We start from the raw sequence: 12,915 nt of genomic DNA, 5'->3' as shown, positions 1-12,915 counted from the left end.
TTTTGGGGGTACATCTTTAATTCTGGCGTATTTTCAGAAGATTATCACCTCTATAATTTAAGTTGTAAGGGCTTACAACATTGTTACACCAACAAATATATGGAGGTGCTTTATGGGGGGCAAGTTAATATCCAAATGGAAACTTAGTCTGATTGCTGTGTTATCCCTAAGCTTTACCTTAGCAGGGTGTGGAGGAAATAACAGCAACAATACGACGGCTAAGGGAGAAGACAAACCAGCAGAAACAGCCACTTCAACTGCTGCAGGAACAGATTCTGATAAGATTGAACCTTTTGAAATTAGTATCTTTCTTGGAGAAGCAGGCCAGCAACCAACACCAGATAATAAAATCTACAAAATGATTAAAGAAAAAACAGGCGCATCCTTCAATTTCGAATTCTTAGCTGGGGATCTTAACCAGAAGCTAGGCGTAATGATTGCCGGTCAGGATTATCCGGATTTGATGACTGCCAATACCAAGCTGACAGGAGCGGAAGCTTTTATCCCGCTTGAAGATTTGATTGAACAATATGCTCCAAACTTGAAAGCGCATTACGCAGATTACTGGAACATGATGAAAGACCCGAATGATGGACATATTTATACGCTTCCGAATTATGGTGCGTATAACGGTAAAGTGAATACAACCTATTATGCAGGTCCTGCTTTCTGGATTCAGAAGGACATCCTGAAAGATGCTGGTTATCCAAAGGTGAAGACCTTGGACGAGTATTTTGACCTCATTGTCAAATATAAAGAAAAAAATCCAACCATCGATGGAACGCCAACCATCGGATTCGAAATTCTTAACAACGACTGGAGAAACTGGGGATTGTTTAACGCTCCTCAGCATCTGATCGGGCACCCGAATGATGGCGGAGTGGTTGTTAATGATAACGTTGCAGAAATCTTCGCAGATAAAGACTATGCTAAGCAATACTATCAAAAGCTTAATGAAATGAACCAATTGGGCGTTATCGACCAAGAAACATTTGTGCAAAACTACGATCAATATTTGGCAAAACTGTCCAGTGGAGCCGTTCTGGGAATGTTTGATCAGCACTGGAACTTTGGTTCAGCAGAAGATTCACTCCGGACACAAGGTAAAGATGAAAGAACTTATGTAGGACTTCCACTTGTGTTTGATACCAGCACTAAAGATTATTATCTGGATCGCCCAGCGCTGAACTTGAATAATGGCTTCGGGATCAGTATCAATGCCAAAAATCCTGAAAAAATTATTAAACTAATGGATACATTGATTCAAGAAGATTGGCAAAAAATCTTCACTTGGGGTATCGAAGGTGAAGATTATCAAGTGGAAAATGGCCGCTTTATAAGAAATGAAGAACAACGGAAGAACGCAGTTGATGCTACATGGAAGCTCAGCAACAAAGCAGATGCTTGGTATGCTACAGCTCCGAAATTGCAAGGATTCTTTGAGGATGGAAACTCAACAGATGCTGCGGCTCAACCAGAAGAATACCGGGCTGCACTCAAGCCGTATGACAAGGAAATCCTTGATGCTTATGGCTACAACAGTTATGTGGATTTCTTCAGCGAGCCTGAGCCGAACCCAGTAGCTTATCCAGCTTGGTCCATAGATCTTGTTGAAGGCTCAGATGCCAAAATTGCCGAAACGAAGCTGAATGAATTACGAACCAAGTACCTGCCAAAAGCAATCTTGGCCAGTCCATCAGAATTCGATAAGGTTTGGAATGACTTTGTTGGAGAAATTGGTAAAGCGAATGTCAAAGCCTATGAAGACAAAATCAATGAACAGCTTAAATGGAGATTTGATACTTGGAGTGTTAAATAGTTAGAGCTTGCTTAAAAATCAGAAAGTGGTGGCTTATTAGGCCAACCACTTTCTGAAATATATGGATGATGTGGGGAGAAAACATATATGGATGAGATATTAACGGGGAAAAAAGTTAACCGGCATCCTAAAAGAAAAAAGAAGCAACCGATTACTATGACCTTGATTAAGAATCAGAAACAGCTGATTTGGATGTCGGTTCCATTAATGCTTTATATTATACTATTTGCTTATGTTCCCATCTGGGGATGGACGATGGCTTTCCAAGATTATAAACCAGCTAGAGCATTTAGTGAACAAACATGGGTGGGTTTAAAACACTTCAAGTTTCTTTTTACGGACGATAGCTTTTTGAGAGTACTGCGCAATACGTTGGCCATGGGCCTAATTAATCTAGTTCTAGGATTTGTGACTGCGATAATACTGGCATTGCTGCTTAATGAGATCAAAAATGTATTTTGGAAAAGAACCGTTCAGACCATATCCTACTTGCCTCACTTCCTCTCTTGGATTATTGTAACAGGCATTGTAGCTACTTCTCTTTCGGTTAATGACGGGATTATCAACATCGTGCTCATGAAATTGCATCTCATTGATTCACCGATCCTTTGGTTGAGTGAAGGGAAGTATTTCTGGGGTATTGTAGGTGCTTCACACGTCTGGAAAGAAGTCGGATGGAGTACTATCATCTACTTGGCGGCTATCGCCTCTATTGATCCGGCTTTATATGAAGCTGCTGAGATTGATGGAGCGAACCGGTATAAGAAAATGCGTCATGTAACTTTGCCGGGCATGAAAGCAACCATTGTAATCCTGTTAATAATGTCCGTAGGACATGTACTGGAAGCTGGATTTGAGGTTCAGTACTTGTTAGGAAACGGGCTTGTCGTAGATTGGTCGGAAACGATTGATATATTTGTATTGAAATATGGTATAGCGCAAGGGAATTATTCCTTAGCTACCGCGGGTGGTATTTTCAAAACAGTCGTAAGTGTAACGTTGCTGCTATTAGCTAACTGGACTGCGAAGCGGCTAGGGGAAGAGAGGCTGTTATAATCATGGAAAAAACTCAATTGATTCCTCAAAAATCTCCAAAAAGTAATGCTGGAAACCGGATGAAAAATCTGAGGTTCGAACCCGTAGTGTTCAGCACCTTCAATACTATATTTATGGTTTGTCTAGTTATTGTTACCTTGTATCCATTCCTGAATACTATAGCAGTCTCCTTTAATGCGGGGAATGATACCATCCGCGGCGGCATTTATTTATGGCCTAGAGAGTGGACCATACAGAACTACAAAGCGGTTTTTGCCTCAGGTACAATTTATAATGCTTTTTGGATTTCGGTAGCACGAACAGTGATATCTACGATCCTGAATCTATTCTTAACCACGATGCTTGCGTATACGTTAAGCCGGAAAGAATATGTTTTCCGCAAACATATTACCTTTATATTCGTCCTTACCATGTATTTTAGTGCGGGTCTGATTCCAAACTATTTCCTTATGAAGGATCTTCATTTGCTCAATTCGTTCTGGGTATATGTAATCCCGTCCATGGTAAGTGCATTTAATATGATCGTTATCCGTACTTATATTGGTACCTTACATGAAAGTCTTATGGAATCTGCAAGAATCGACGGTGCCGGGGAATTCAAGATATTCATGAAAGTAGTTTTCCCTTTGTGTAAACCTGTTCTTGCTACCATCGCCCTTTTTGTTGCAGTAGGTGCGTGGAACCAATGGTTTGATGCGTTTATCTACACCTCTTCCCGCCAGAACTTGAGTACATTGCAATATGAATTAATGAAGCTGCTATCCTCTACTATGAATTCGAACAGTAACCCTAGTGTAAATAACGGGACAGGGATGACTCAGGAGTCGGTACATGCCATGGTTACACCAATCTCCATACGGGCAGCCGTTACGATCGTTGCTTCGGTTCCAATTTTGCTAGTTTATCCATTCATGCAGAAATATTTTGTGGTCGGTCTAAATGTAGGAAGCGTGAAGGAATAAGGAGCTTGCAATCACTATTAAGTAATAGGAAGGTTGTCTGTTAAATTATGACCCCATCTTCAATCACATACACGAATCCGATACTTCCAGGCTTCTATCCTGATCCAAGTATCACTCGGGCAGAGGATGACTACTATTTAGTTTGCAGCTCCTTTGAGTATTTCCCTGGCGTACCTATTTTTCATAGTCAGGATTTGATTCACTGGACACAAATAGGTCATGTGCTCAATCGTGTAAGTCAGCTGGATACTCGTAAAAGCAAGAGCTCTGGAGGAATATTTGCCCCAACGATCCGGTATCATGAAGGAACGTTTTACATGATAACGACCGAAGTACACGGGAAAGGGAATTTCTATGTTACGGCTACGGACCCTACGGGTCCGTGGTCAGATCCGATTAGTATTCCTTATGGAGGAATTGATCCTTCTCTAATGTTTGATGAGGATGGAAAAGTATATGTAACCACCCAGCAGGGGGCAGATTATGACTCCCATGTCATCCAATATGAGATAGATATCGCTACGGGAGCAGCATTAACAGAACCAGTTGTCATCTGGACTGGGGATGGCGGACCTTGGACGGAAGGCCCTCATTTGTACAAAATAAATGGAATGTACTATATCATGACGGCTTCAGGAGGAACGGCTAAGGAACATCGGGAGATCATTGGCCGCAGCTCCTCTCCTTATGGACCGTTTGAACGATTGCCGCATCCGATATTGACGCACAGCGGTACTGACAATCCCATTCAGTATTTAGGGCATGCCGATTTGATTGAGGATCGTAACGGGGATTGGTGGGCCGTATTCCTTGGGGTAAGACTAGTAGATACAAAATTCACTGTGCTTGGAAGAGAGACTTTCCTTGCTCCGGTAAGCTGGACTGAAGACGGATGGCCGATGATCGATAATAATGAAGACACAGTTGGACTGGAAATGAAGGTTTCACGTGTACCTGGTCAATCGCCAAAACCTGAGACTAGTGGAAGATATGATTTTGATGATCAAGTATTGCCGCTGGGATTAGCCTTTCTGCGGAATCCGGCTGAGGGAAGCTGGTCCTTAAACGAAAGACAGGGATGGTTATCTCTTCGAGGACAATCTTCAGGTCTCAGTGAAGTAGGCCAAGTGGCTTTTGTAGGCAGAAGACAGCAGCATACTTCGGCAGAATGGAGCACGCTGCTAGAAATGCCTTCATCTATTGCTGATGTGGAAGCTGGACTTTGCGCCAGATTAGATGAGAACGCTCATTATGAAATTGGACTTGTTCAAAAAAACGGGCAAAAAGTGATTACAGCTCATGTGACTATGGATGGAGTAACCCATACAGCGGCAGAGGTTTCGACTACTGCCGAGCGAATTTATTTGAAAGTTAAGGCTGAGCTTTCCGAATACAGCCTCCTTTACTCTTTAGATGGGCAGGAGTGGAATAAGCTATCAACAGCAGCAGCGTACCCATTATCTCCTCAAGCCGTAAAAGGAAATGGATTTACGGGTGTTCTTATTGGATTATATGCAACAGGTCATGGCAAGGTGGCTGAGGTGCCTGCCTACTTCGATTGGTTCGATTATCAGTCTTAATTATTCGAATACTGATATAAATGCTTTTGTCAGGAGGGAACTTGTTGAGACAAGCTAGTGATTACACAGAACTTGCACTAAAAACAATATTTGCTGAGGATTTCAAAATTGGCGCAGCCGTTAACCCGATGACGATACAATCACAGGAGCACTTGCTCGCCTATCATTTCAATAGCATTACCGCTGAGAATGAGATGAAGTTTGAAAGTCTGCATCCGCTTGAAGACAGTTATAACTTTAAACTAGCAGATCAGTTGGTTGCGTTCGCCCGAAAACATCATATGGCTATGCGTGGGCATACTTTAGTCTGGCATAACCAGACTACGGACTGGTTGTTTGAGGATAAGAAGGGCGGGTGTGTAAGCAAAGAGACATTGCTTGCACGGCTCAAATCACATATTCAGACCGTGGTTGGGCGTTACAAGGAAGATATCTATGCTTGGGATGTTGTAAATGAAGTTATTGCAGATGAAGGAGAAGAACTTCTTCGCCAGTCAAAGTGGCTGGACATTGTCGGACCGGAGTTTATCGGCAAAGCGTTTGAATTCGCTCATGAAGCCGATCCTAAGGCTTTATTATTCTACAACGACTATAACGAGTCTAATCCTCTTAAGCGTGACAAAATCTATAAAATGGTGAAGTCGCTGCTGGAACAAGGAGTGCCGATCCATGGCGTCGGATTGCAAGCCCACTGGAATCTATACGATCCGGACTTAGATGAAATACGTGCTGCTATTGAGAAGTATGCATCTTTAGGGCTTCAGCTCCAATTGACAGAGCTGGATGTGTCCATGTTCCGTTTCGATGACAAACGAATGGATTTAAAGGTTGCACCTGCCGAACTGCTCGAGCTACAGGCAGAGCGCTATGAAGCGATGTTTGCTCTGTTGAAAGAATACCGCGACGTGATTAGCTCAGTCACTTTCTGGGGAGCAGCGGATGACTATACATGGCTGGACGGCTTCCCTGTTCGGGGACGGAAAAATTGGCCATTTCTATTCGATGAGCAGCATAATCCTAAGCCAGCGTATCACCAATTGCTTAACGCTGTCACCAAATCATAGAGCGGGTAACCTGCTCAAGCTTGCGAATCATGAACCCGTCCTTTTCAATCCAGGGCGGGTTATTTATACGGGAGGAATAAACATGACAAATACCGCTTATGAGGCTTGGCTCAATTATGGTCAGCTGAAATCAGGATCTCTATACAATCAATATATAGATTGGTGTGTTGAGTTGGTAGTAACGGAGGACAACGAGACGATTCAGGCGGCAGCCGCGGAATTCATACAGGGGATGACCTCTATGCTGGGCAAAGCGCCACTGCTCACAGCGAAACCTGAAGGACCGTGTATCGTTATAGGAACCTTCCAAGGGGGGAATCCATTAATTAGTAGAGTATTCGCAGGAGAACGAACCGATTCACTGGGTCCTGAAGGTTTCCTTATACGTACAAATGCTACTGAGCAATGTATCGCTGTCGGTGCTTCAACGCCTGTTGGAATATTATATGGCGTATTCCATCTGTTACGGCTGATAGGAACAGAAAGCGAGATAGACGCTCTGAATTTGTCTATGAATCCGGGGAACGGCCTGCGAATGATTAATCACTGGGATAATTTTGATGGCAGTATTGAACGTGGCTATGCTGGACGGTCCTTTTTTTACGAGTCCAATCAATTTCTTAACGATACAAAGCGGCTGCGTGATTATGCCAGATTGATGTCCTCTGTGGGGATCAACGCGATTTCGATTAACAATGTGAATGTTCATGAGCTTGAATCTCTATTTATAACGGAGCAATATTTGCCTGATATCGCGTTAATTGCAGGAATATTCCGCGTATACGGAATTAAGCTATTCCTCAGTGCTAACTTTGCCAGTCCGATACAGATCGGAGCATTGGAGACAGCTGATCCACTGGACCCAGCGGTGCGGCAATGGTGGAAAGATAAGGCGGGTGAGGTTTATCGAGTGATCCCTGATTTTGGCGGGTTTGTGGTCAAAGCAGATTCAGAAAATCGACCTGGGCCATTCACTTACGGGCGTGACCATGCCGATGGCGCTAATATGCTTGGAGAAGCACTGGAGCCGTTTGGCGGAATCGTGATTTGGCGTTGTTTCGTATATAACTGCAAGCAGGATTGGCGTGACCGTAAGACCGATCGGGCCAGAGCAGCGTATGATCATTTCAAACCATTGGATGGCCGATTTAATGATAATGTAGTGCTGCAAATCAAGAATGGACCGATGGATTTTCAAGTCAGAGAACCGGTATCTCCGCTGTTTGGCGCACTGGAACATACCAATCATCTGATGGAGTTTCAGATTGCTCAAGAATATACGGGGCAGCAGCGGCATCTCTGTTATCTTGTTCCACAGTGGAAAGAAGTCCTTGATTTCAATACTTATGCCAAAGGGCAAACTACGCTTGTGAAACATATTGTGGACGGATCGGTGTGGGGAAATAAGTATAATGGTGTGGCTGCTGTAACTAATGTTGGGGATGACATGAACTGGACGGGGCATGGGTTAGCTCAAGCTAATCTGTATGGATATGGGAGATTAATTTGGAATCCGGAGCTGACGGCAAAGGAAATCGCTGAGGAATGGATTCGCCTTACCTTTGGCACTGATAAAGGTCTAGTGGTTGCTATTCGCGGGATGTTAATGGACTCATGGAGGATTTACGAATCTTACACAGCTCCATTAGGTGTGGGCTGGATGGTTAATCCGGATCATCATTATGGGCCGAATGTGGATGGATATGAATACGCCAAGTGGGGAACGTACCATTATGCGGATCATAAGGGCATTGGTGTGGATCGTTCAGTCAAATTGGGAACGGGGTATAGCGGACAGTATATGGGTCTTAATGCATCAAATTATGAGAATCTAGCGTCTTGTCCAGAAGAGCTGCTGCTGTTCTTCCATCATGTTCCATACACGCATGTTCTGCAATCGGGGCAAACGGTTATACAACATATCTACGATACTCATTTCGAAGGGGCAGAGCAGGCTGCACAGCTTCTAGCAACATGGGAATCACTTGAAGGCAGCATGGATAGTGGATTGTATGTGCAAGTGAAGCAACGTCTTGAAGAGCAAGCAGAGCATGCGCAGGAATGGAGAGATCGGATCAATACGTATTTTTACCGCAAGAGTGGAATTGAGGATCTTAAAGGCAGAAAGATTTATTAGATTTCGATTCGAGGGATGATGATAGTGGGCCTCACGATTAGAGCGATTTTGGAAGATTTAATGGGAACTGTGGAACAGGTAGAAGGGACTGTGGATATTCTGAACCCAGGGGAACCGGAAACTGAAGTCACAGGGATTATTACGGCCTTTTCTGCCACACAAAATATTGTGGAGCAAGCAATAGCGTTAGGAACCAATTTGCTGATCACGCATGAAGGTGTATTTTATAGCCATCATGCGGCGAGCGAGTGGTTAGAAGGTGATCCGGTTTATCATGCGAAAAAAAGTCTGATCGAACGATCCCCAATAGCTATTTTTCGTTATCATGATTATTGGCATCGGCAAGAGCCGGATGGGATTATGATGGGTTTGCTGCGAGAGCTGGATTGGTCAGACTATGTGGAAGAGCAGCAAGCGGCTGCTACGATTCTCACTATTCCTGCCATGACTGTACTGGAAGCTGCTCAGTATATTAAAAGTAAGCTAGGGATCTCTTATGTACGCGCTGCTGGTGACCTGTCTCTGTCCTGCAAACGCATAGGGATATTAGTAGGTTACAGAGGGGGCGGGACGATGGCTATTCCACTTTTTAATGATCACAATCTTGATTTAATTATTGCTGGAGAAGGACCAGAGTGGGAGACTCCGGAATATGTGCGGGATGCAGGGCACCAAGGCAGATCTAAAGCGCTCATCATGTTAGGTCATGCGGAGAGTGAAGCGCCGGGGATGAAATATTTAGCTGAAATCTTAGCAGACAAATATCCCATGCTTCCTACCCGGTTCATTGCTGAACAACCCATCTATCAGATGGTTTAATCTGGGGAAATTAAGAGTACGGAATAAATAAACATATTATGGAGAAAATGAAGGGAAACAGGTCACTGAGAAAGGAGTGTTTCAATGGAAATTCCTTTGGAGGCTGATGAAGTATTAAGTCGGATCAAAAAGCTGCAAAGCGACGGAAGCTCAATCAGTAAAAAACAAGTAAAGCAAAGCGACCCAGAGCTTATGAGAAGTGCGCTGTTCTTTTTTCCAAGCTGGGAGCATGCATTGAAAAACGCCGATCTTTTGTAGCCATAGTATTGTAAAAGGAAGCTAAGTGGACAGGGGGAGATCTCTGATTCTGCTTAGCTTTTTTCTTTTTTATGAAATCATTCGTGCTGTTCATGTGAAATAATATTAACAAGCTTGCCAAACGGATCGGGGACATAGAAACGACGAACACCCCAAGGTACAGAAACTGGCCCAATAGTGGTATTGAAGATTGTCGTTTCTTATTAAATAGGAAAGTACTGGTGAATCACCCCCTTTTTCGCTTGCTTCAGAGCTGTTTTTCTAAAGAAAACGAGTAAACAAGAGCAAAAGAAAGAGAAAATGAAGAGTATGCTTAATATGAAATGAAAAGCATTGCTTTCAACATTATTTTGACCAGAGCCCTCCTTTACAAGAAAACCTTACAAGAGTATGATTCATCTCAGAACTGAGAATTATCTTAAATTTACAATTACATAAGCAATCCGCTTAATTTCCGTTTCTGGAAAGCGGGGGAACCAACAACTGGCAGCCGATGTGAGAGTCGGCACTGGTTATGGGGTGAATCCTGTTCCGGGTGCATAATATGCATCCCTGCAGGTAGGGCAACTCTCACTGCCCGAATCCGACAGCTAACCTCGTAAGCGTATGGAGAGAGGATGAATGGCGTGTTTAGTGATGAATAGCCACAGAGAATCCCTCTGTGGTTTTTTGCTGCGTTTTTAAGCAGATATAGTCGTAGAATTTATTATGAAAGAGGTGTTACCTTTGCCTATCGCTAAACTGAACGGAACTTCGCTCTATTATGAAATCAATGGAACTGGCACTCCGGTTGTGTTTATCCATGGACATGGATTAACACACAGTATGTTCAAACCACAGCTGGAGTATTTTTCCGATAAATATAAAGTGATTTTGTGCGATTTACGGGGGAATGGCAAGTCTGGTAAACTGCTGGAGGCCCCACATGAGATTATTGAGACGCAATGTCTGGATCTGATTATGCTGTTGAATGACCTAGGTATCCGTGAAGCAGTTTTTGTAGGAATCGCCTATGGTGGCTTAGTCGTTCAGCATATTGCCAAACAATATCCTGAGCGTGTAAAAGCAATTGTGGTCGCGGATAGCTTTTGTAGGACTCACGGATCAACAATAGTAGGGAAAATACAAACTATGGCAGCATATTGCAGTTTACTAATGTATTATCTCCCAAGCGAGCTGGTGTTGCCTTCGATTCGGATGATGTACCGAGAGCGCTGGAGTCTGGCCTACAATGAGATTAGAAGAGGACTGCTGGACAAACGCCCCCGGGAGTTATATCGGCAAAGGCTGGCTACGAGCCATGTTGATTACACCAGATGTTTAAAGGCTTTTAAACGTCCTGCATTATGTATTGTGGGGGACTTTAATGAATTTGGAGTGAATTGTATGAAGGAAATGGTGTCTCAGCTGCCGCAGGCGCAGTTGGCGATTATTCCGAACGCATTAGATCCAAGTAATCTGTGCCAGCCGGAGCAATTCAATGCGATTCTTCAGCGTTTCTTAGAGAAGCAGCAGGGCAGTCAGCAGATTAGCTGATCTATAGGGAGACCTTCACAAGCGAAGCGTTTAAGTGAGAAAATAGGCGTCCCATAGCCAGGGCGGAATGAGCTGGCTATGGGTCGTCTTTCTGGGAAGAACTTTAGGGGAATTCTCCCTAAAATGAAGGAGATTATGGCTCCTAGAACGTAGATTAGGGAAATCCTCCCTAATAATAGGATGTTTTTAGCCATAAATGGGTATTTGCATGAATTTTTAGGGAGGAATTTCCTAAAAACCTCATTTTAAAGCGATTATCGATGAACATTAGGGAGGATTTCCCTAATATAATGGACATCCAATTAAAGGCTGGCTTATCCGTAGTGAAATCTACGAATGAGCCAGCCTTTGGTTATTTTACTAACCGATGGATGTTGAACATTTACAAGCATATTGTACCTAGAACGCCACTTAATGTCCCTACCCTACCACAGCACCAAATATAGCTCACCAGACGTGGGAAAGAACAATAGACTCTAAATAGTTATAGAAGGAGGCGTAGTAAGCAACGCATCTGCTACTCTTGCATTTTGTACAATGCGATCTACTCGTGTAAGATTAAGATAATTCATACTAAAGGAGCTGAGTCATGATGTCTCAAGCTGAAACTATAAAACTGACTTCATTATCTTCAAAAGGGGGCTGCGGCTGCAAAATCGGTCCCGCCGATCTCATGCAGGTTATTCGTAGTCTGCCACCAACTGTTCCTAACCCGGATCTACTTGTAGGTCTTGATACTAGTGATGATGCAGGGGTGTATCGTTTAAGTGATGAATTAGCGTTAGTGCAAACTGTTGATTTTTTCACGCCGATCGTGGATGATCCCTATTCATTTGGTCAAATTGCAGCAGCCAATGCATTAAGCGATATTTATGCGATGGGTGGAAAGCCGCTTACGGTGCTTAATATTGTGGCCTTTCCTATTTCTGTTTTAGATAAAAGCATTCTCGGTGACATTTTGCGCGGTGCAGCGGATAAAGTACAGGAAGCAGGAGCTACTCTTGTGGGCGGACATTCCATCGACGATAAAGAGCCCAAATTCGGATTGGCCGTTACGGGCCTTGTGCATCCTGACAAAGTAAGAACGAATGCGGGCGCCAAGGTGGGAGACAAGCTGATTCTAACGAAGCCTATCGGTGTGGGGATCTTAACAACTTCCATTAAAAAGGATCAGCTATCTCCTGAAGAAACCACACGCCTTACGACAGTAATGTCTACTTTGAATAAAAAAGCGGCTGAAATCATGGAGCCTTATGATGTACATGCTTGTACAGATGTTACCGGATTTGGGCTACTGGGACATGCCTCGGAAATGGCTAAAGGGAGCGGCACGGGCCTGATCATTCGTCAAGGCGATGTACCGATGCTGCCAAGAGTAAGAGAGCTTGCGGAGCAGGGATTTGTTCCAGGAGGCACTAAGAATAACTTTGCCCATCTGGAAGGCAGCATTCTTTATCCGGAAGAGATGGACCAACTAAGCCGCTATATTCTATGTGACGCTGTGACTTCTGGCGGACTGCTGATCTCTGTGGCCCCTCAACAAAGTGAAGATTTGCTAAAAGAGTTAGTAGATGCAGGGGTAGAAGCGGCATTGATCGGAGAGGTAACGGAAGAGCATCCGGGTCAGATTACGGTTATAGCTGCTGTGGAATAACTGTTGTATATCAGCTTAGAGCAAATTATG

The 12,915-nt window shown here is 43.7% G+C and carries 11 protein-coding genes, 1 pseudogene and 1 riboswitch; of the genes and pseudogenes, 11 read left to right on the top strand and 1 reads right to left on the bottom strand.

The annotated features are described in order from the left end of the window. The first annotated feature begins 112 nt into the window (after positions 1 to 112). From MHH89_RS17705 to MHH89_RS17670, 8 genes are all read left to right on the top strand, one after another. Positions 113 to 1,819, top strand: a complete 1,707-nt coding sequence (locus MHH89_RS17705) for a sugar ABC transporter substrate-binding protein (protein ID WP_340033654.1) — start codon at positions 113 to 115, stop codon at positions 1,817 to 1,819. Between the two features lie 87 nt (positions 1,820 to 1,906). Then, a complete protein-coding gene (locus MHH89_RS17700) occupies positions 1,907 to 2,875 on the top strand; it encodes an ABC transporter permease (RefSeq protein WP_076130468.1) in 969 nt (322 codons plus the stop codon). Positions 2,876 to 2,934: 59 nt separating this feature from the next. Beyond that, complete coding sequence (locus tag MHH89_RS17695; protein ID WP_139329891.1) at positions 2,935 to 3,837, top strand: carbohydrate ABC transporter permease; 903 nt, start codon at positions 2,935 to 2,937, stop codon at positions 3,835 to 3,837. A 47-nt stretch (positions 3,838 to 3,884) separates the two neighbouring features. Then, positions 3,885 to 5,417 (top strand): glycoside hydrolase family 43 protein, encoded by a 1,533-nt coding sequence (locus MHH89_RS17690; protein ID WP_341087731.1) that lies wholly within the window; start codon positions 3,885 to 3,887, stop codon positions 5,415 to 5,417. 44 nt (positions 5,418 to 5,461) lie between these two features. After that, positions 5,462 to 6,481, top strand: coding sequence for an endo-1,4-beta-xylanase (locus tag MHH89_RS17685; protein ID WP_340394602.1), 1,020 nt, complete (start codon positions 5,462 to 5,464; stop codon positions 6,479 to 6,481). Positions 6,482 to 6,563: 82 nt separating this feature from the next. After that, a complete protein-coding gene (locus MHH89_RS17680) occupies positions 6,564 to 8,618 on the top strand; it encodes an alpha-glucuronidase family glycosyl hydrolase (protein ID WP_341087729.1) in 2,055 nt (684 codons plus the stop codon). A gap of 24 nt (positions 8,619 to 8,642) precedes the next feature. Then, positions 8,643 to 9,437 (top strand): Nif3-like dinuclear metal center hexameric protein, encoded by a 795-nt coding sequence (locus MHH89_RS17675; protein ID WP_445739131.1) that lies wholly within the window; start codon positions 8,643 to 8,645, stop codon positions 9,435 to 9,437. Between the two features lie 84 nt (positions 9,438 to 9,521). After that, on the top strand, positions 9,522 to 9,695 hold the full coding sequence (locus MHH89_RS17670; RefSeq protein WP_169744809.1) for a hypothetical protein: 174 nt from the start codon (positions 9,522 to 9,524) through the stop codon (positions 9,693 to 9,695). A 77-nt stretch (positions 9,696 to 9,772) separates the two neighbouring features. Here the strand turns inward: MHH89_RS17670 and MHH89_RS17665 are convergent. Beyond that, positions 9,773 to 9,883: pseudogene (locus MHH89_RS17665) on the bottom strand (glyoxalase); the annotation flags it as partial. A gap of 246 nt (positions 9,884 to 10,129) precedes the next feature. Continuing rightward, a riboswitch (cyclic di-AMP (ydaO/yuaA leader) is annotated at positions 10,130 to 10,316 on the top strand. A 105-nt stretch (positions 10,317 to 10,421) separates the two neighbouring features. On the opposite strand from MHH89_RS17665, the gene MHH89_RS17660 reads away from it, so the two are divergent. From MHH89_RS17660 to selD, 3 genes are all read left to right on the top strand, one after another. Beyond that, complete coding sequence (locus tag MHH89_RS17660; protein ID WP_076130474.1) at positions 10,422 to 11,231, top strand: alpha/beta fold hydrolase; 810 nt, start codon at positions 10,422 to 10,424, stop codon at positions 11,229 to 11,231. Positions 11,232 to 11,521: 290 nt separating this feature from the next. Beyond that, positions 11,522 to 11,677, top strand: a complete 156-nt coding sequence (locus MHH89_RS17655; protein ID WP_179086843.1) for a hypothetical protein — start codon at positions 11,522 to 11,524, stop codon at positions 11,675 to 11,677. A 146-nt stretch (positions 11,678 to 11,823) separates the two neighbouring features. Further along, positions 11,824 to 12,885, top strand: a complete 1,062-nt coding sequence (selD, locus tag MHH89_RS17650) for a selenide, water dikinase SelD (protein WP_341088818.1) — start codon at positions 11,824 to 11,826, stop codon at positions 12,883 to 12,885. The last annotated feature ends 30 nt before the right edge of the window (positions 12,886 to 12,915 follow it).

It is taken from the genome of Paenibacillus sp. FSL H7-0323 (assembly GCF_038002725.1).
Lineage (GTDB): Bacteria > Bacillota > Bacilli > Paenibacillales > Paenibacillaceae > Paenibacillus_AQ > Paenibacillus_AQ odorifer.
Note: the sequence above shows the minus strand (reverse complement) of the source record. Positions and strands in the feature narration are given on the sequence as shown.